We start from the raw sequence: 19,442 nt of genomic DNA, 5'->3' as shown, positions 1-19,442 counted from the left end.
CGCATCCCTCCTAACGTTCTGCTAATATGCCGCTAAATAAGTTCGGAAATAACCTTATTAATTACTTCCTCCGTCTTCTTCCCGGCATTGTACTTCAGGGAAGCGATATCCTCTTCGGCCGCCGCAATTGATTCCTGCAGATACTGCTCGCCTTCCTCGGCCAGCTTTTCCCGGACCTTGCCGGCTTTCTCCCTGGCTTCCTTAAGGGCTGATTCCCTCATCTGCGAAGCATCTTCCTTCGCTTTCCCAATCAGATTTTTCCCCTCTTCAGACGCTTTCCCAATCATCTCAGCAGCTTTTTCTTCTGCTTCTTTTACGGCCTGGATCGTGTCCTTGACCATCTCCTCACCACCTTAGCTTCTGATATTTGTTAAAAAAATTACCATCTCCCGGAATCCTCCGATGATGGTACAGCATGTGCAGCTCCCCATGAAATGTTGAATTCTATCTGTTTTATTATAGTTCAAGCCTGCTTTTTCCATTCATCAAACCATGCAAAACCCATTTCTCCCCGCACATTTGTATACTATTATAACTATTTACTTCAGACTTGTCTATTAAATGTTATAAAAATGATAAAATTCATACAATTCTATGCCAATAGGTGACATTTTGTCTAAATCCGTCCATTTATATGCATTAGCGCTTTACAAAGATAAAGTTGACAATCCTAAAAAAAAGCTTTTCAGCAACGGCAGGCTTATCGAAAAAGTTATTAATTTTCACTTGCTAAAACTCTGTGCAGAAAATATATATATGCAATCCATAAAGTGCAGAATATGTGAATTCATTTCACAATTTGCACTTTATGCACAATGCACTTCTATCATAAACAGGAGCAGCCAATGCGAAGTTCCTTGAAAACAACGGGTTTACATGCAAGAAAAAGCAAATTAGCGTTTAAATCGTAATCTGGCACATTACTTGCTCAATAGAAGTATAGCAAGATACAATTTGTAATCCGGAAATAAAAACCTTCGGTAAAATCTTATTGAAGGAACACACGGAGGAAATGAAAATGGAAGATGTTTATGTTGTAAGCGCAGTGCGAACGGCCATAGGGAAATACGGCGGTTCCCTCAAAAATGTTCCGGCACACGCACTGGCAGCCGCCGTCATTAAAGAAGCCGTCACTCGTGCCGGAGCAGACACAGAGCACATTGACGAAGTGATTCTCGGCGAAGTGAGGCAGAGTACGGAGGCCTCTAATATTGCACGTTGTGCACTTCTGGAGGCAGGCCTGCCTGAAACAGTTCCTGGTTTTACGGTGAACCGCCTTTGCGCCTCCTCAATGCAGGCCGTATATTCAGGATGCCAGGAAATATGGCTGGGCGAGGCTAATTGTATCGTGGCCGGCGGGACCGAAAACCTGAGCCGTGCTCCTATCTATATCAGGAACGGACGTTGGGGAGATGGACCTATGACTCTTGTGGATGCAAATATTGAAGCAGGAACCACAGCCCAGCCCTCTTCTGTCTATGGGACGGGTCTAAGTATGCCCCAGACGGCTGAAAATGTAGCGGAACGCTTTAATATCAGCCGTGAACAGCAGGATTTATTTTCAGTTGAGAGCCAGAGAAAAGCTAATGAGGCAATCAAAAAAGGATACTTTAAAGAAGAGATTATCGGGATAACGGTAAAAGATAAAAAGAATTCATCCGTATTTGAAACGGATGAATTCCCGAAGCCATCTACCACGCTGGAAATACTGGCAAAGTTAAGACCCATCGTAAAACAGGACGGCACCGTCACCGCCGGAAATTCCTGTGGGCTGAATGATGGGGCCGCCTGCCTGGTCCTCATGAGCGGGACTATGGTCAGGAAAGCAAAAGTCAGGCCTCTTGCCAAAATAATAGGTGTTTCTTCAGCCGCACTCGATCCCTCCATCATGGGATACGGACCAGTGACAGCGACCAGAAAACTTCTTAATAAAGTGGACATGAACCTGCAACAGATAGACCTGATCGAACTGAATGAAGCATTTGCAGCTCAGGCAGTTGCGTGTATGCGCGACCTCGAACTGAATCCACAAAAGGTAAATATAAGCGGAGGCGCCATCGCCCTGGGCCATCCCCTTGGATGTACGGGAGCCCGCCTTATTGTCACATTACTGCACAGCCTTAAACGGACCGGCGGCCACTATGGCCTTGCTACCCTCTGTATCGGAGGTGGCCAGTCTATGGCAGTAATCCTTGAAAATTTACAACACTAACATAGAAAGAAGGATGTACATGAAGGCAGAGAATCTTAAGACTATTGTCGTTATTGGGGCCGGTGCCATGGGGCGGCAGATTGCCATGAACACGGCTTTGAACGGAAGGGGACAGGGTTATCGGGTCATTTTATGCGATACATATAATGCCGCCTTAGAAACATCAGAAAAATGGGTTATCGGTTATTTGGACAGCCGAGTGGAAAAAGGCAGGCTTACTAGGGCGGAAGCTAATCTAACAAGTTCTAACCTTATCCTGTCGGAAGACGTGCAATGGGCTGCCGCTCAGGCAGATTTTATTATAGAAGCTGTCGTCGAGGATTTGGAAGTAAAACGCCGGCTCTTTGAAACCATCAGCAAGCTATGCAGGCCAGATACTATTCTGAGCACCAACAGTTCAAATATTGTAAGCTCCAAGCTGGCGGATGTCACAACTAACCCTGACAGGCTGTTAAATGTCCATTACTTTAATCCGGCTCTGGTAATGAATTTAGTAGAGCTTGTAAAGGGGCCGCACACATCCGATGAGGCTGTCGAAACAGCACGCCAATTTGCAATTAATACTGGAAAAACCCCTATTGTCATAAATAAAGAAATTGCTGGGTTTATAGCTAACAGAATAAACGCCGCGGTTGTCCACGAGGCCCTCTCCCTGCTAGAACAGGGGATCGCTTCAGCCGCTGATATTGATATCGCCTGTGAAAAAGGTCTCAATTATCCGATGGGTCCGTTCCGCCTGATGGATTTAACCGGCATAGATGTCAATTATCTGGTTCGCGTTGACAGATACGCGGAAAGCGGCGATCCCTTCGATGCACCAAATCCACTTGTAATCGAAAAATACCGAAAAGGGGAATTTGGAAAAAAGACAGGAAAGGGGTGGTACGATTATTCTGATGGCAGGAAATAAATGGAAAAATTATAATAAGATGGCGGGAGGTATAATCAGGATGAATAGTTTCCTAAAACGAAACGCATTGGAAAGGAGAGTCGGTTTATGAAAGTAATTGTTTATGGTTTAAGAGAGGATGAAAAAGAGGTATTTCCTCAGGAGGCCGCTATACAACATGTTGATATCACCGTAACAACGGAAATGCTGAACTCAGCCACAGTCACTCTAGCCAAAGGCCATGATGCAATTATTATTGTCACAGCCTGTAAAATTACTGATGCTATTGCCAAAGAGCTGAGTGAATATGGCATCCGTTATATACTGACTCGTTCCACGGGCTATGACCATATCGATTCCCAGGCAATCAGGAAATATGGCATTCGTGCTGCAAATGTACCTGTCTATAGTGTCAATGCAGTTCCAGAATATACCGTAATGCTCATATTAAATCTAATCCGGAATTTTAAAACAGAATTACGCAAGCTGGATAACAGAGATTATACGCTATCTGATATCCAGGGAAGGGAACTCGGTTCCATGACCCTCGGTCTATTTGGAACAGGACTGTTGGGATGTCAAAGTATCCGAATGCTGAACGCCATGGGAAGCAAGATCCTGGCCTGCGACCCTTATCCGCGCGAAGAGGCTAAGCAGTATGTCACCTATACAACAAAAGAAGAAATTTTTCGAAATTCGGATCTGATATTCTTCCACTGTAATCTAACCGAGAACACGAGGCAGCTTATTAATCAGGAAACAATCCGGCAGATGAAGGACAGGGTCTACCTGGTTAACACAGCCCGGGGAGGTTTAATGAATTTCATAGATGTACTGGAAGGGCTAAAAAGCGGAAAAATTGCCGGTCTGGCAACCGATGTGTATGATAACGAATCCGTATATTTTCGAAAAAACTGTGAGGGTATTACCTTTGATGACCCGGTTCTGGAGGAATTGCTGCAAATGGATCAAGTTATACTTACGCCTCATATTGCCTTCTATACCGACACCTCAATTCACAATCTAATTAAGCATGCCATAGAAAATGCGCTTGCTTTTTATACAGAAGGAGCCTGTAAAAACGAAATTTATAAATACGATTAAGATATTGTTTATAGAAAAATGTTACATTCATTATCGAACAACTATATGAGGGAGGATTACATATGAATAAAGATTATGATATTTTACACGGAAGCAAAAGACTTGAGCAAGTTCCCGTATCAGGGATTAGAGCCATAATGACAAAAGCAAAAAAATTATCAAGCGAAGGAAAGGACGTTATCTCCTTCAGTGCCGGAGAGCCGGATTTTAATACTCCTGAATCAATTAAAGAAGCAACCATACAGGCACTGCGGGAAAATTACACTCATTATGCCCTGAACTGGGGCGAGAATGAGCTGCGCAGAGAGATAGCCAAAAAGACTTACAGAGAAACTGGAGTTTCGTATGATCCGGAAACAGAAATTCTGGTCACCTGCGGCGGTTGTGAGGGAATCAATAATATCATCTACTCCACCGTGGATCCGGAGGATGAAATAATAATATTCAAACCGGCTTTCGTCAACTACGACGCCCTTGTAAAAGCTGTGGGCGCAAAAATAGTCGACATCAATCTTCCTCCGGAGAATGATTTTCAGATCGATCTTCAGGAGGTTCGCAATAAGATTACTGAAAAAACTAAAATGATGATTATCAACAGCCCCAATAATCCCACCGGTATCGTATTTAAGAAAGAGCTGCTGGCCGGCTTGGCAGAACTTGCACTGGAACATAATCTATTAGTTTTTTCTGATGAAATCTATAATAATTTGACCTATGAAAATGCAGAATTTTGTTCCATGGCATCCTTTCCCGGAATGAAGGAGCGGACCCTGATTCTTAATGGATTTTCAAAAGCTTATGCTATGACCGGCTGGAGAATGGGCTATGTGACCGGCCCCAAAGAACTGATGACAAAGCTGCTGAAAAACCATCAATACACAACCACCTGCATTCCTACATTCCTGCAGATTGGAGTCGCAAGGTCAATGAATCTGGAATCCACGTTAGAAGATATGGACAAAATGAAAAAAGCCTTGGAGAAACGGCGTGAGCTCATGCTTAAAGGTTTATCTGAGCTCTCAAACATTAGCTGTATAAAGCCGTATGGCGCATTTTATATCATGGTAAATGTTGAAAAGACCGGACTGACCGGAGAAATTTTTGCAGAGAGGCTGTTATACGAAAAATACGTTGCAACAGTTCCCGCAATTTGTTTTGGAGAACACTATGGCAATTATATCAGGATTTCTTATGCCAATTCCGAAGAAAATATTATAAAAGGGTTGGAACGGATTAAAGAATTTGCAGAAAATTTGTAAGTTTCGCATGAAAGGAGAAGATATGAATCAACCAAATCGATTAAAAGAAAAAAACACGGCTCCTGTATCCCTCTCTCACTCCATTATTTTACTTATCCTGATTATTGCCATGATTGCCTACTTCGCTTTCAAGGGTATCAATCTGTCAATCCCATTATTTTTAACCTGGATTATTATTTTTATCTACTGTTACGCTACCGGTCGCGATTGGGAATCACTCCAGAACGCTGCTTTCCAATCCGTTCACGGCGCATTGGGTTCCGTATTTATTCTGCTGGCTGTGGGTGCATTAATTGGTTCCTGGATTCAGTGCGGCACAATTCCAACTGTAATTACATATGGATTACAAATGATTTCTCCCTCCGCCTTTTTGCCCTGTACCATGCTCCTCTGTTCAATACTTGCTTTGGCTACCGGGACCTCTTACGGTTCTGTCGCTACTGCCGGTATTGCTATGATGGGTGTAGGTCTAACCATGGGATTCCCGGCTGGCATGATAGCCGGCGCCGTTATCTGCGGGGCACTGTTTGGGGATAAGATGTCTCCCTTTTCCGATACGACGAACATTGCTCCCGCTATGGCCGGCGGGGATTTGTTTAAGCATATCCGCATGATGATGTATAATACCGTACCCGCATGGATAATCAGCATGGTGATTTTCTGGCTTATAGGAGGACGCTATGCATCTGATAATTTTGATCTCAGTACAATTAACTCCTTTACAGAAGGTCTCGCACAGTATTTTAACATCAGCATCATTACTCTGCTCCCCATGGTACTAGTTATCGTACTTCTGCTCCTTAAGTGGCCCGCAGTTCCTGTTATACTGCTTGGTGCTGTCAGCGGCGGAATCGTATCGTTAATTGTACAGGGAAATGATCTGCTCTCCATTATCAAATGTATGCACAACGGCTTCTCAATTGAATCCGGCATTGAACTGGTTGATAAACTTTTGAACCGAGGCGGAGTAAACAGCATGCAGAATGTGGTCTGGATAATTCTGACTGCCGTAGGAATGGGCGGAATGTTGGATAAGCTTGGTGTACTGCAAAACTTTTTAAAACTGATTGTCGGATTAACTAAAAAAACATGGAGTCTGGTAGCTGTAACCATGCTGATTTCATACATCGTCAGCGCAGTCGGCTGCACCCAGACCATGGCTCATGTTGTCACCGGGAAGCTCCTGGCCCCCATATATCGGGAACGTGGACTGGCGCCTGAGCTGTTGTCGCGTACAATGGAAGATTCAGGAACACTTGGAGGAGCATTCTTTCCGTGGCATACCAATGCGGTCTATTTCTGCGGCGTATTAGCTGTAAGCTGGGGAGAATATATACCATTTCTATTTTTAAGTTTTATAACCCCAATTATATCTATCATATACGCATGTATTGGATTTAAAATCCCTCTGATCGATCCTGTTACAGGAGAACCACTTTCTCAGTGTATAAACGAGAAGTAAAATGTAGAAAACAGCAATCAATGCGGGAAAATCCAGATAAGCTTAAGGAGGAAAAACGGATGAAACCATTGGAAGGAATAAAGGTAATTGAATTGTCTACAATGCTGGCTGGTCCCATGACAGCAAGAATCCTGGCTGAATGGGGGGCGGACGTTATTAAAGTGGAATCCATGAATGGTGATGCCTGGCGGGATCAATACAGCACCTCCCTCTCCCCTTGCACCGATCATGCCAATCCTAATTTCGATATGCAAAATATTAATAAGCGCTTCATCTCGCTGAATCTGCGTACGAGTGACGGAATCGACGCTCTCATGAAGCTTCTTTCAGAATCTGATGTCTTTCTGACAAACTACCGGATCCATACACTGGAAAAAATGGGTCTCACTTATGAACAGCTTAAAGAAAAATTGCCTGAGTTAATTCATGCTTCTGTGCTGGGATACGGCAGTGAGGGCGAGGAGAAATACAGGCCTGGTTACGATTACACTGCCTTTTGTGCAAGGACTGGTTTGCTGGGTGATTTAGCTCCGGCAGGCGGGCCTCCTATCATGACGGTGGCAGGCCTGGGGGATCATAGCGTAGCAGTAGCCCTGTCCGCCGGTATCTCAGCCGCGCTTTACAAAAGAACCGTGACGGGAATGGGAGAAAAAGTTGACGTATCTCTTCTTCAGGCAGGCACTTTTATCCTATCCACAGGATTGCTGAACGGATTTAACGGACGGAAGTTTCCACGTGACCGGTATAATTGCAGCCATGCAGGCAGTAACACCTACCAGGGAGCCGATGGTGAGTGGATCTATCTGGCCATTGTGGATTACCGCCGTTTTGCTGAATTCTGCCGGGTAGTAGGGTTGCCTGAAGTAGCGGAGGATCCACGTTTTTCCACACAGGAAGCCTACTATTCGTCAGATAGTAAACGGGAACTCACGAAAATCCTTGATACAAAGTTTGCTGAACAGCCGGTCTCATACTGGCATGAACTTTTAAATGCCCATGATTTACCTCATGAAGTTGTACGACACTTTAAAGATGTTCCACATGACCCACAGGTTCAGGCTAACTACTACACCTATTTTCATGAATACGAAGACGGTACAAAAACCGTTTTCACAAACGGCCCAGTACATTTTTCCTCATTAGATCCTGCCTCCATCCCCTGCCATACATCCGGCCCTGTCGGCTGTGACACAGCAGAAATTCTAAGTCACCTGGGCTATACCAATGAACAGATAAATACCATGTTCAAGACCCAAGTCGTTCGATAAAGGAAAATGCCGTCCCAAAGCCCTACTGAAAATTTAGAGAGAGGGTGTCACTCAATTATCTGTTTTGATGATTTTGTGACACCCTCGTTTAATCATCATATCTGCATCTCTGTGAGATATGATATTCTTTAATTTTATACTGCAGCTGTCTCCTGGATATCCCCAGATATTCTGCTGCCTTTTCCCGATGATTCTGACATTTTTCCAAAGCCGCCAGTATATGTTCCCTGTCAAGCTTTGCCGGCCGGACAATGGAGCCAAGACCTTCCGGCTTCTCCGTCTCCCGCAACTGCTCCGAAACCACCTCTTCCCGTACTTTTTCCGTCACATGTCCGGCCAGCAGGATTCCTGAAGAAATGCTGTTGATTTCTCTGGTTGCCTGCGGTGTCATAACCACAATTCTCTCCGCAAAATTCCGGATTTCACGGACGTTTCCTGGCCAATCATATTTTTCCAGTTCATCCAGCACATGATCCGATAATTTTTTTCTTATATCATATTTGTTGCAGAAATAATTCACAAAATGCAGGCATAGAGGAACGATATCCTCTCTTCGTTCCCTGATTGGGGGAATCGTAAGCGGTATTACCTGCAGACGATAATACAAATCCTCACGGAAATTCCCCTCCGAAACCAGCTTCTGCAGATTCTGGTTTGTCGCTGCTATTAATCGGAAGTCGACTTTTCTCACCTTTGTGGAACCGATTCTCTGAATACTCTTATCTTCCAGTGTCCTCAGCAGCTTGCCCTGCATATTCAGCGACAGGGAATTAATCTCATCAAGAAATAAGGTTCCTCCATCTGCTGCCTCCACCAGACCAGTCTTTCCCTCCCGGTTTGCCCCGGTAAAAGATCCCTTTTCATATCCAAACAGTTCGGCCTCGATCAGATTTTCCGGAAAGGCCGCGCAGTTTACGGTAATCATCGGCTTCTCACCTCGTTTACTGTGACGGTAGATGTAGTCCGCTAATACTTCCTTGCCGCAGCCCGACTCACCGTAGAGCAGAACTGTTGAATCCAGCGGCGCCACATTCTTCGCTACTTCCAGAAGCTGAAGAAAACAGTGGCTTCTGGCAATGATGCTCTGTTGTTTTTCCTCCTGTTTTCTCATAGCCGTGTCATAGCTGAAAACTTTATTCTCCTTCAAAAGTGTCTGGCACCGGTTTTCGAAAACATCAATATCCTGCATCATGGTCATCACATATTTAATGTTCCCGTTTTCATCGAAAAATGGTGTGCCGGTCGTAATACGGCGCATCGGCTTGCTGTCGACTTTCTGTATATCACGGTAGTACTGCAGCCGGCTTACGCGCTGTTTCTGTTCTATGACAAGATCAAACACGGAGAAATCCAATACCTTCATAAATTCATGCACATTCATTTTCAAGAACTGTGCTCTGGGGATATTCCTCTGGTTAATCAGCGCCGTATTCACAAAAATGTAATTTCCCTCGCAATCAAAAACGGCTACCGCCACATCCAGATTGTCTAATATATCAAAGTACGAGATTTGCTCCATCAGTCCGGAATTTTTCATATGCCACCGCCTTAATGTTTTCATTAGTTTATAATGTATACTTTATCACCCTCTTCTTCACCTCGTCAAGTTTGAAAAGCACCGAAGCAAGAAGACGGTATCTTTCGCACAGACGCCGTCTTTCTCTCTCTATCTATACCTTTCTAATACCATGCAAAACTATTCCAACACGGCTCCATCCCAAACAGAACCAACCAATTTACGATAACGTTCCAGATAGTATCCATAGGCCTTCCGCTTATGGGGCTGCTGATTTTTTCTTCTTAATTCAAACTCCTCCTCGCTGACATCTACATTGAGACTCTTTTCATAAAGATTGATATGTATTATATCCCCATTCCGGATCAGCGCAATCGGACCTCCATCCGCCGCCTCGGGAGCCACATAGCCGATGCACGGGCCGCGGCTTGCCCCGGAAAATCTTCCATCTGTTACGATTGCACAGCTATCCCCCAGTCCATACCCCATCAGTGCGGTAGTTGCGGTGTGCATTTCGCGCATTCCCGGTCCGCCCTTTGGTCCCTCATAGCAGATCACAATTACATCCCCCGGTTGAACTCTTCCTTCCCTAACGGCATCCGCCGCTTCCATCTCGCTGTTAAAAACTCTTGCCGGACCGCTGTGAATCCACATTTTCCTGTCACATGCGGTCTTCTTAATACCGGCTCCTATTGGAGCCAGGTTACCTTTTAAAACGGCGAGGCCGCTCTCAACAGCCACGGGATTCTCAAGCGTATGGATTACTTCCGAATTCTGAGTTCCCGTGAATCGGGCCAGCGTATCTCTCCATATTTCCCCTGTCACTGCTTGCTGAGTTAAATCCAAATATGTTTCACCTAATTCCTTCATTACCGCCGGGATTCCCCCCGCCTGATGCAAATCCCAAAGCGTATTTTTTCCGGAAGGTTTAATGCACGCCAAATATGGCGTTGTGTCACCTATTATATTAAAATCTTCCGGTTCTATTTTTAATCCAAAGGACTTGGCAATTGCAGGAATGTGCAGGAATGTGTTGGTGGAACCCCCTATTGCAGCGCTGACGCGCATCATATTGTAAAAACTTTCCCTGGTAATATAATCTCTGGGACATCTATTATTTGCAACTAACTTCATAATCAGTTTACCGCTGTTTCTGGCGTAGCGCAGTTTATCAGCCTGAGTTGCATGTACTGTCCCACAGCCCGGAAGAGAAAGTCCCAGAGGCTCCATCAGGCACGACATGGTGTTTGCCGTTCCCATCATGGGGCAGGAACCCACTCCGTCACAAACACACTTTTCCATACTGTCATAATCTTCCTGTGTAATCTCGCCTCGGTAAAGTTTTCCTGCCGCTTCCCTCACTTCCCAGGCGCCTCCAAACTCTTTGCCTTTATACCTACTTGGCATCATGGGGCCGCCTGTCACTATAACAGACGGAATGTTGAGGCGGCCGCCCGCCATTGCCATTGCAGGAACTATTTTGTCGCAGCTTGCCAGCATAACAATGCCGTCCAGCCGCTGGCCTTCAGCCATAATTTCCACCGTATCGGCAATTAGATCCCTGGATGGAAGAACAAAGCACATTCCCTTATGTCCCTGAGTAATTCCGTCACAGAGCGAAATTGTATTCATTTCAAACGGCTGGCCGCCCTCTGCAAGAATTCCCTGTTTTACGGCTTCTGCCTGTTCACGCAGGTTCTTATGTCCCGGATGGAACTCATTCCAGGAATTAATAACACCGATAAACGGTTTCTGCATATCTTCTGTATCGAGCCCTAGTGCATACATCAGCGTGCGGTTACCTGCAAATGAAAGACCGTCCGTCATTTCATTACTTCTTAATTTATCTACTTTAACTGCCATTTTCTTCTCCTGCTTCTAATATCTTACTCCTTCTGTCAGAGAATCTCACTAAAGGTCTGTATTCTCGTACGAACCTGTTCATAGCTGGAATTCAGTGAATCGATTTCCATCGTCATACAGGAATAACCAGCAGCCCTTATATCCTTTTCTACATAGGGAATATCGTACTCCTCCGGATCGCAGAACTTCATTAAACAGTTAATTACGCCGGCTGCCCCCGTTTTTTTACACAGCTCGGATATGATACCTCCCCTTGGTTTTCCATCCTCATGGATCAGGCTGCACCCATATCTGGCCATCCATTGCATTGCCAGGCGTCTCAGCCCTCCGCCGCCGCTCATTGGTGTATCTGTCCGATACTGTCGGCTTTCATGGGCCAGGTCATCGGCCGCTACGGCTATATTATTTTCCTTTAGGATTTTAAGAAGCTCATCCGGTTCACAGGTAATTCCGCTTAATATTACCTTTTTACCGGTAAACTCATATGACGGAAGCTCCCGAAGTCCGCTTATAATCGCTTTTACAATCGCCGTGTGTTCGCTTTTTTCAAAAAACCAGGCGCTCTTCATGACATAATGGCGGACAAGCGGTGTGATTAGATCAAGATGCTTCACCGCCTCATTCGAAAATTCACGCATCACAGCATTATGTTCATTATAAATTTTAATGGTTTCACACAATGACTTTTCTTTCATCATCTGGCCGGTAGCTGTTGCCAGTACCACCTGCACCTGCTCAAATTCACTGATCAGGTAATCCAGACTGGCCGGTAATTTTCTGTTCTGAGGATATACAATAGGTACCATCTGAATGGAAGGAACACCAAAGCGCCAGTTTTGCGTCATGCAGCGCAGTGTGTCACATATAGCCGGAATAATAACGGCCGACATCCCCTTATAAGTTCCGTTTAATCCAAATTCCATGTTTGCCTGCATGATAGGACAGGCAAAAGCCGGAAGATAGCTCTTTGCCAGCTTGAGCTCCGTCTGCCCACCCCAGAGTCCCATGGGAATCATTCCAGCAGCATGTACCAGTTCCTCCGGAGCATAGGGAGCAAAACATCCAACCACCCTTTTACCCTGTGCCAAATAATGTTCCATTTGAGCGCGGGGATTTTTACATGCCGCCTCCAGCAGTGCAAGATTTTCCATTAAATCAACCATTTTCCCTGGCCTCCTTTCTTCGTTTCATTACTTCAACAAGACCCTGAACCCGGGTCTCAAACTGTGCTTCACTGTAATTTCGGTAATCTGCCTGATCCCCATCAAACGAAGTAAAGGGGACACCAGCCTGCTCAGACAGCTGCCTCTGTATTTCCATCATCTGGCAGTCCATAACTTTGCAGCTACGGTTTACATGGTATATAGTACCATCACACTTGAAACGCTTAAGTGCCTCCAGCCTTCGATCCAGCATCGTTGTCGCATTATCGCCATTAGTGGATGCAAAACAGTATGCCCGAGCCATACCGTCCAAATCACTGTATTCAATTGCCCATGCCTTTCCGTAGCTGGAAGCCACCATGTTAATTCCATACTTTTTAAGCGTTCGCAGATTGTGGCTTAAATATGGCCAGCATGCTATTCCATCCCAGGAGATACGAAACTGCTCCTCCACCGGAAATGTGGATGTTCCCTCTTTAATATGCTGTTCAATCTCGTCATTCAGCTGTTGTAAGATAGCCGTGGAAGATTCTTTTCCCCGGTTGCAAACCATAGCCGACATATAATTAAAAAGTTCAAACCCACTAAGAGGCGACGGTTTTCTGTCCAGAAGATTGTTAGCCCGCTCCCAGAGATAACTGTTCCTCTGGCTGATCTCCATAATTTTTTTGAATCGTTCCTCATCCCAGGTTTTTCCGGTAAAAGCACATAATTCTTTAATTAACTGATCAATTTGAGCCCTCACGTAACGGACGCGGGTTTCAGTAACATAATCATAGGCGTTATAGCAGGTATCAATAAAAAAAACCGGAATATTCATCTGCCTCGCCAGATTTTCATACCATTTGGTAAGTTGATTACAGATATTATTTGTGAGCAGCAAAAAGTCCGGCTTTACCATTTTCCCGCCATCCGGCAGTTCTATATCGCTCTCAGCGTTTAGAACTGCAGAATAAGCCAGATTCAATTTTGCATAGGCACAAAGATCGTTGGAATATCCCAGAGGGCCTTCGCATTCCTGCAGAAACGGATCCGCCTGGTGCCTTGCGGCAATTCCTGCAGCATGGTTTTCCGGATAGAGAATATTAAGTCCCAGTGTTTCTGCAATTTCCTGTGGAAAGATAGAGGCCGACCAGCCTATTTTCTCTTCTCTCTCTTTTGCCAGACGCGCATTTTTAAAAAGAGTATCCGTTTGTTCGCCTAACATAATCATGCTTTTAGGTTTCGGCCTCTTCGGCTTTTGTGCGGGTATCGCTTCTGCCTGCAATACGCCTGCCGCCGTGTCCGTTTTTAATGTAATTTCACTCATTTTATTTTTTCTCCTTTCTTAATTTGTCCAATGCCAGACAAGCCGCCCCGATCGCTCCTGCCGACTGACAGAGCGGATCCACTAATATCGGTACACCAAGTTCCCGCTCCATAGCATGGACAACTCCTGAATTAAGTGCTACTCCTCCGCTCATGGCTGTTCGTCCCGGTTTACCAAGCCTCAGGGCCATTCCCGCAACACGTTTTGCAACAGAATTATGTATTCCGGCAATAATATCCTCCAGCGCAACTCCATTGGACAGCTGGCTGATTACCTCCGATTCTGCAAATACGGTACAGGTGTTGCTGATACCTGCAGGTTGTTTACTCTTTTCTGAATAATCTCCGAGTTCCTGGATATCCACATTGAGAACCCTTGCCATCACATCCATAAAGCGTCCTGTACCAGCCGCACATTTGTCATTCATCTGAAAGGCCTCCAAAGCTCCATCAGCTGACAGGCGCATTACTTTTGCGTCCTGCCCCCCAATATCAATTATCGTCCTGACTTCAGGGAGCAGATAATGGATCCCCATAGCATGGCAGCTCAATTCGCTGATTTGGGTATCTGCCAGTTCACAGGACAGGCGCCCGTAGCCGGTAGCAACGGTATACGCCATCTCCTCCCGCCTAAGTCCTGTCTCTGCAAATATCTCTTCCAGTGCCATCTGCGGCCCTACCGTCCCGGTTCCCAGCGGAACCACAACGTGTGCCGCAAGCTCACCGTCTTCCGCCATAATTACAGTTTTGGAGGAAGTAGAGCCAATATCAATTCCCAAAGTATACATATGTCATCTCCCGGTGCGGATTTCTTTCGCCGCATACGTTTTTTATGGCTTCATCGCTATACCACATGCTTACACCATACATTGGTTTCATATTGATTGTCTTTTTTCAAAAATATATGTTCTTGTTTTAAATTCCTACTGTTGATTTGCAGTTCACTGCTCAACGACCGGTAAACTTTGCCTCTCTTTTTTCAAGAAAGGCAGCGGTTCCTTCTTTCCTGTCTTCACATCCGAACGCGACTGTCTGTGCCACCCGTTCAAAGAGGAGCCCGGTATTGATGTCCGTATCCATCCCCACATTAATTGCCATCTTTGCCAAAGTAATCGACACAGGACCCTTTTTCATAATTTTGACAGCCATATTTTGGGCGGCCTCCATTACATCTTTCCTTGTGTCTTCTGTCACCTGGTTGACCAGCCCCATCAACATCGCTTCTTCCGCAGTAATAATTCTTCCTGTAAAAATCAGTTCTTTTGCACGTCCCGTTCCAATCAGCCTTGCCAGGCGCTGCGTGCCGCCGGCGCCTGGAATAATGCTTAAATTTGTTTCTGGCTGGCCGAATTTAGATCGCTTTGTCGCAATTCTGATGTCACATGCCATGGATAACTCACAACCTCCTCCAAGTGCATAACCATTTATCGCGCATATCACCGGTTTATACAGTTCCTCCAGCGCTTTCAGCGCCACAGTGGAAGTCCCCTGCAACATATTTAATGTAGGCCGGTCATGGATTTCACGGATATCTGCACCACTTGCTAAAGCTTTATCTCCTGCGCCTGACACAATTACAACCTTTACAGATTCATCTGCTGCGGCTGTCTCTGCTGCAGTCCGGATATCCCGCCACATTCCCGGTGTCAAGGCGTTTCTCGCCTCAGGCCGGTTTAGTGTTAAATATAATATTCCATCTTTTACTTCATAGAGAATGTTCTCGAACTTCATATTCATGCTCCTTTCTCATGTACTCTGCTTTACTTAAAGCAATAGATGTGACATTTCTCTTTCGGGGTTCGAAGTATTTTGAATATTTGTATATCTGCTCCTCAGGACTTGATGGGCAGGGTATTCTTCATGTACCAACGAGCATTATTATTTAATTTCCTGAGCCTCCAGCATCTTCGCAATCTGCTCTTCTGTATAACCAATTTCCTTTAACACATTTTTTGTATCGCGTCCGATTCCTCCAGACGTCCGGCAGGGAATCGCTGCCGGGTCCACCGAACCAAAATGAACCGGTCCATTTACAAATACTGTTTTCGTTCCGTCTTCATATTCGTAATAATAAGCATAGTGGTTCGCCTGAACCTGAGGGTCCTCCGGAACATCCTTAAAATGGCGCAAAATTTCATGCGGTAGATCATGGGCCTCTAGAAGATCATGCCAGTATGATACTGGATGTCTGGCAAAAACGCCGTCAAAAATTTTGGTTAATTCAGCCTTGTTTTTGTAATATTCTTCCACTGTGGCATACTTGGGATTTTTAGCTATATCCGGTACTCCTATCACTTCACAAAATTCTGAAAATCTTCGGTAATCAATTACCGCCAGATAGAACCATTCCCCATCTGAACCTTGGTAGGTATTGCTGCCCGCGTGGCCGCAATCATATCTGTTCCTAGGCAATTTACGGCCATTAAATCCATTGAGAACACCGGTACTGCCAATAAAAACTCCCGATTGTACCAGTGACACCTCTACTTTATCACCCTCTTCTGTGATTTCACGACGGTACAGTGCTGCTGCAATTCCTCCCGCCAAGGCAACCGCCACACTATGATCCCCGACTCCCCCAATAGGAACCAATGGGCCGGCTCCGGCCGGCGGCAAATCGGCCATGATTCCCGTCCTTGAGAAAAATGCCGTATAATCATAACCGGGACGGTCTTTATCCGGCCCCTCTGCTCCATATCCCAGAACTGAAGCATGGATCAGCCGCGGAAACTCTGTTTTTAACTGTTTATAAGAAAGTCCCATTGCCTTAAGGGCCTGAATACGGTAATTTGTGACTAGTACATCCGCTCCCTCCAACAATTTCATCATAGCGTCATGTCCTTGTTTTGTTCTCATATTCAAAGAAACAAATCTTTTATTTAAGTTCTGCATGTCAAAATTAGGATTTGCAGTTTCTGTGCAGGGCGACATAGTAGTTCCGGCTTGTTTGCGCCAGGCATCTCCATTAAAGGACTCTACCTTGATGACATCTGCCCCCCACTCCGCCAGAATACGTGCAGTCATTGGCCCCGCTAACATGGTGGATAATTCAATTACCCGGATACGCTCCATTGGCTTCATAGTTAATTGCTCCTTTACAAAGACCATCTGCACTGCGTGTGCAGGCTTCTGGCTTTTTATAATTACTTTTATTTTCTCCAGAGAATTTCGCACTGAATTCAACACACTCCCGTTTATTTCCGTGAAATCTTGCCGGCGTTCTTTATCGCGGAACCGTATACTCACTGCAACAGATGAGATGCCTAATTTCTGCTATTCTCCGATGTGTCTGCATTTTTATGCTTGTAAAATACAGGCTTCTATATGTAATATAAGCAAGTTCTATGCCACCAAAAGCAGTTTTGTTAACTTTATTAAAAAGTACTCTCATTCGCCTGGTGAACAGTTCCGTAGGATCCACTTTTATGTGCAAACGGATATTTGCACATTCTCTTATGTGCATGGCATTGTGCACTTTTGCACAGTTGCACTGATTCTGGCTCATTTTAGGAAATTGTGCATATTTTTGTATATCGATACTCAGTTCTCATACACAGCAAAGCCAAGAAATTTACAGCAAGTAAAAATCCCCCAAGCGGGATTCTGCGGCGGGTCGCTTTAGCGGCATAATTTCTCTCCGCCGCAGTGCGTTCCTGCCCGGAGGGCTTTTTTATATCATAGGTGTACTTTCCTAATAATATAAAAAAAGAGACGGAAAACTAATTCCGTCCCTCTACTCTTATAGTAATCTCTTTACTTCATTTTAACAGACAAGAACTCATATGAATTCCCCATCCGTCCCTTCCCAATTGGCTCAAATTCATGCTGCTGCCCTCTGGCGGGCTTCCGCTTTTGGGGAACTGTCTCTGAGGCTTCAAACATTAGCGGCTCTGCCTCTCTTTCCCTCCCCTTTTCCGCATATAAGGCAGCACAATCGGATAAATAAGCGATAGAAACGCCGCTATCAAAAGCACTAACGCAATCGGCCTCTGCAAAAAGATAATAGGACTGCCGTCCGAAAGCACCAGGCTCCTCCTCAGGTTGCTTTCTAAAGTCCTGCCTAAAATCAGGCCCAGAATCAGCGGCGGAACACAGAAATCCATTTTCAGCATAAAGTATCCGAGAATACCCGCAATGATCATCAGAAAAATATCACTGATATTGTGGTTCATCGCAAAGGTGCCCACAAAACAGAAAATAAAAATCATAGGAGTCAGAATTACGTCGGGTATTGCCACGATTTTTGAAAACAGCCTGATTCCCGCGAACCCAAGAAGACCCATAAAAATGTTTGCCAGAAACAGCCCCACTATAATTAAGTACACCTTGTCGGTCTGTTCGGTAAACAGCAGAGGCCCGGGAATAATGCCCTGCATCATCAATGCGCCAAGCATGACGGCCGTTCCGGAGTCACCGGGGATGCCGATTGTCAGCAGGGGAATCAATGCGCCTCCCGATATGGCATTATTGGCGGCTTCCGGCGCCGCTATCCCCTCCGGCGCGCCGTTGCCGAATTCTTCCGGATGTTTCGACCAGCGCTTCGCCTCATTATAAGAAACCCAGCTTGCTATATCGCCGCCCGTTCCCGGTATTGCACCAATCACCGTTCCGATTACAGAGGAGCGGAGCATGGTGGGGAATACCCTTTTTACATCTTCCATGGTCGGTATCGTCCTTTTGATTTTAGGCGTTACCTTTTTAACCAGCTTCCCGAAATTCTCTTCCGTCGTTATCAGCCCCTGCGAAAAAGCAAAGAGCCCAATCAGCACCGGAATAAAGGAAATTCCCCCTGTCAGATAAATAGTCCCGAACGTAAACCTTGTTGTCCCGGCAATGGAATCAATGCCGATCGTTGCGAGCAGCAGTCCAATTACCGCGGACAAAAGCCCTTTTAGCAGGTTTTTGTTGGAAACGCTGGTAACTATACTCAACCCAAATACCGCCATTGCAAAATACTCCGGTGGTGTAAACTTCATGGCAAACTTCGACAGCAGCGGCGCTGTCCACAAAAGCATCACGGCGCTGAACAGGCCGCCAAAGGTGGAGGCCATTGTAGACAGTCCCAGCGCCCGGCCCGGCTGCCCCTTCTTTATCGCCATCGGATTGCCGTCCAGGCAGGTCGCCGCTGAATTCGCTGTGCCCGGCGTATTAATCAGAATCGCCGTTATGGAGCCCCCATAGATGGCTCCGCAGAACAACCCCAGCATCATCAGAATCCCGCCGCTTCCCTTTAAGGTCAGCGTAAACGGCAGCATAATCGACAGCCCCATAACAGAAGACAGCCCCGGCATGACGCCGACAAAAATCCCAAACAGCGTGCCCGCGGCGATATAAAGAAGATACATAGGCTGGCAGGCGACCGATAACGCCCCAATTAACGCTTCCATACCCTTTTCCC

At 45.6% G+C, this 19,442-nt stretch carries 15 protein-coding genes; 6 read left to right on the top strand and 9 right to left on the bottom strand.

The genetic code is table 11. From position 1 onward, the window contains the following. Nucleotides 1-32: 32 nt before the first annotated feature. Entirely contained in the window at nucleotides 33-341 is a 309-nt protein-coding gene (locus EJL91_RS10280) for an ATP synthase subunit B family protein (RefSeq protein ID WP_125141838.1), read from the bottom strand. A gap of 677 nt (nucleotides 342-1,018) precedes the next feature. Between EJL91_RS10280 and EJL91_RS10275 the strand changes: the two genes are divergently transcribed. The 6 genes from EJL91_RS10275 (at nucleotide 1,019) to EJL91_RS10250 (ending at nucleotide 8,194) form a co-directional block, all read left to right on the top strand. Next, nucleotides 1,019-2,212 (top strand): thiolase family protein, encoded by a 1,194-nt coding sequence (locus EJL91_RS10275; RefSeq protein WP_125141837.1) that lies wholly within the window; start codon nucleotides 1,019-1,021, stop codon nucleotides 2,210-2,212. 19 nt (nucleotides 2,213-2,231) lie between these two features. Then, nucleotides 2,232-3,122, top strand: coding sequence for a 3-hydroxyacyl-CoA dehydrogenase family protein (locus EJL91_RS10270; RefSeq protein ID WP_125141836.1), 891 nt, complete (start codon nucleotides 2,232-2,234; stop codon nucleotides 3,120-3,122). A gap of 87 nt (nucleotides 3,123-3,209) precedes the next feature. Further along, nucleotides 3,210-4,205 carry an NAD(P)-dependent oxidoreductase gene (locus EJL91_RS10265; RefSeq protein ID WP_125141835.1) on the top strand — a complete coding sequence of 332 codons (996 nt, stop codon included), beginning with the start codon at nucleotides 3,210-3,212 and terminating at the stop codon, nucleotides 4,203-4,205. A gap of 62 nt (nucleotides 4,206-4,267) precedes the next feature. Beyond that, nucleotides 4,268-5,464, top strand: coding sequence for a pyridoxal phosphate-dependent aminotransferase (locus EJL91_RS10260; RefSeq protein WP_125141834.1), 1,197 nt, complete (start codon nucleotides 4,268-4,270; stop codon nucleotides 5,462-5,464). A 22-nt stretch (nucleotides 5,465-5,486) separates the two neighbouring features. Next, on the top strand, nucleotides 5,487-6,926 hold the full coding sequence (gene nhaC, locus EJL91_RS10255) for a Na+/H+ antiporter NhaC (protein WP_164516806.1): 1,440 nt from the start codon (nucleotides 5,487-5,489) through the stop codon (nucleotides 6,924-6,926). A gap of 59 nt (nucleotides 6,927-6,985) precedes the next feature. After that, nucleotides 6,986-8,194 (top strand): CaiB/BaiF CoA transferase family protein, encoded by a 1,209-nt coding sequence (locus EJL91_RS10250; protein ID WP_125141832.1) that lies wholly within the window; start codon nucleotides 6,986-6,988, stop codon nucleotides 8,192-8,194. Nucleotides 8,195-8,282: 88 nt separating this feature from the next. Here EJL91_RS10250 and EJL91_RS10245 read toward each other — a convergent pair whose 3' ends face one another. The 8 genes from EJL91_RS10245 to EJL91_RS10210 all read right to left on the bottom strand — a co-directional run bounded on the left by EJL91_RS10245 (nucleotide 8,283) and on the right by EJL91_RS10210 (nucleotide 19,431). Further along, nucleotides 8,283-9,731 (bottom strand): sigma-54 interaction domain-containing protein, encoded by a 1,449-nt coding sequence (locus tag EJL91_RS10245; RefSeq protein WP_125141831.1) that lies wholly within the window; start codon nucleotides 9,729-9,731, stop codon nucleotides 8,283-8,285. A 159-nt stretch (nucleotides 9,732-9,890) separates the two neighbouring features. Then, nucleotides 9,891-11,573 (bottom strand): dihydroxy-acid dehydratase, encoded by a 1,683-nt coding sequence (ilvD, locus tag EJL91_RS10240; RefSeq protein WP_125141830.1) that lies wholly within the window; start codon nucleotides 11,571-11,573, stop codon nucleotides 9,891-9,893. Nucleotides 11,574-11,608: 35 nt separating this feature from the next. Then, the gene (locus EJL91_RS10235; RefSeq protein ID WP_125141829.1) at nucleotides 11,609-12,736 is read right to left on the bottom strand and encodes a 2-hydroxyacyl-CoA dehydratase subunit D; all 1,128 of its coding nucleotides are present in this window, start codon (nucleotides 12,734-12,736) and stop codon (nucleotides 11,609-11,611) included. Continuing rightward, nucleotides 12,729-14,045 (bottom strand): 2-hydroxyacyl-CoA dehydratase subunit D, encoded by a 1,317-nt coding sequence (locus tag EJL91_RS10230; protein ID WP_206429480.1) that lies wholly within the window; start codon nucleotides 14,043-14,045, stop codon nucleotides 12,729-12,731. The genes EJL91_RS10235 and EJL91_RS10230 overlap by 8 nt, the downstream gene beginning before the upstream one ends. A 1-nt stretch (nucleotide 14,046) precedes the next feature. Next, complete coding sequence (locus EJL91_RS10225; RefSeq protein ID WP_125141828.1) at nucleotides 14,047-14,832, bottom strand: acyl-CoA dehydratase activase; 786 nt, start codon at nucleotides 14,830-14,832, stop codon at nucleotides 14,047-14,049. Nucleotides 14,833-14,992: 160 nt separating this feature from the next. Further along, nucleotides 14,993-15,775, bottom strand: a complete 783-nt coding sequence (locus EJL91_RS10220; protein WP_341466984.1) for an enoyl-CoA hydratase-related protein — start codon at nucleotides 15,773-15,775, stop codon at nucleotides 14,993-14,995. Between the two features lie 147 nt (nucleotides 15,776-15,922). Next, nucleotides 15,923-17,125, bottom strand: coding sequence for a CaiB/BaiF CoA transferase family protein (locus EJL91_RS10215; protein ID WP_125141826.1), 1,203 nt, complete (start codon nucleotides 17,123-17,125; stop codon nucleotides 15,923-15,925). Between the two features lie 800 nt (nucleotides 17,126-17,925). Further along, nucleotides 17,926-19,431, bottom strand: a complete 1,506-nt coding sequence (locus EJL91_RS10210) for a tripartite tricarboxylate transporter permease (RefSeq protein ID WP_125141825.1) — start codon at nucleotides 19,429-19,431, stop codon at nucleotides 17,926-17,928. Between the last annotated feature and the right edge of the window lie 11 nt (nucleotides 19,432-19,442).

Source organism: Clostridium transplantifaecale (assembly GCF_900626075.1).
In the GTDB taxonomy this organism is placed as follows: domain Bacteria; phylum Bacillota; class Clostridia; order Lachnospirales; family Lachnospiraceae; genus Otoolea; species Otoolea transplantifaecalis.
This window is presented reverse-complemented; position numbering and strand designations above follow the sequence as displayed.

What these genes read in the sequence shown, in the direction of transcription:
- EJL91_RS10280 (WP_125141838.1), bottom strand. Translation starts at nt 341, where the DNA reads ATGGTCAAGGACACGATCCAGGCCGTAAAAGAAGCAGAAGAAAAAGCT.
- EJL91_RS10275 (WP_125141837.1), top strand. Translation starts at nt 1,019, where the DNA reads ATGGAAGATGTTTATGTTGTAAGCGCAGTGCGAACGGCCATAGGGAAA.
- EJL91_RS10270 (WP_125141836.1), top strand. Translation starts at nt 2,232, where the DNA reads ATGAAGGCAGAGAATCTTAAGACTATTGTCGTTATTGGGGCCGGTGCC.
- EJL91_RS10265 (WP_125141835.1), top strand. Translation starts at nt 3,210, where the DNA reads ATGAAAGTAATTGTTTATGGTTTAAGAGAGGATGAAAAAGAGGTATTT.
- EJL91_RS10260 (WP_125141834.1), top strand. Translation starts at nt 4,268, where the DNA reads ATGAATAAAGATTATGATATTTTACACGGAAGCAAAAGACTTGAGCAA.
- nhaC (WP_164516806.1), top strand. Translation starts at nt 5,487, where the DNA reads ATGAATCAACCAAATCGATTAAAAGAAAAAAACACGGCTCCTGTATCC.
- EJL91_RS10250 (WP_125141832.1), top strand. Translation starts at nt 6,986, where the DNA reads ATGAAACCATTGGAAGGAATAAAGGTAATTGAATTGTCTACAATGCTG.
- EJL91_RS10245 (WP_125141831.1), bottom strand. Translation starts at nt 9,731, where the DNA reads ATGAAAAATTCCGGACTGATGGAGCAAATCTCGTACTTTGATATATTA.
- ilvD (WP_125141830.1), bottom strand. Translation starts at nt 11,573, where the DNA reads ATGGCAGTTAAAGTAGATAAATTAAGAAGTAATGAAATGACGGACGGT.
- EJL91_RS10235 (WP_125141829.1), bottom strand. Translation starts at nt 12,736, where the DNA reads ATGGTTGATTTAATGGAAAATCTTGCACTGCTGGAGGCGGCATGTAAA.
- EJL91_RS10230 (WP_206429480.1), bottom strand. Translation starts at nt 14,045, where the DNA reads ATGAGTGAAATTACATTAAAAACGGACACGGCGGCAGGCGTATTGCAG.
- EJL91_RS10225 (WP_125141828.1), bottom strand. Translation starts at nt 14,832, where the DNA reads ATGTATACTTTGGGAATTGATATTGGCTCTACTTCCTCCAAAACTGTA.
- EJL91_RS10220 (WP_341466984.1), bottom strand. Translation starts at nt 15,775, where the DNA reads ATGAAGTTCGAGAACATTCTCTATGAAGTAAAAGATGGAATATTATAT.
- EJL91_RS10215 (WP_125141826.1), bottom strand. Translation starts at nt 17,125, where the DNA reads ATGAAGCCAATGGAGCGTATCCGGGTAATTGAATTATCCACCATGTTA.
- EJL91_RS10210 (WP_125141825.1), bottom strand. Translation starts at nt 19,431, where the DNA reads ATGGAAGCGTTAATTGGGGCGTTATCGGTCGCCTGCCAGCCTATGTAT.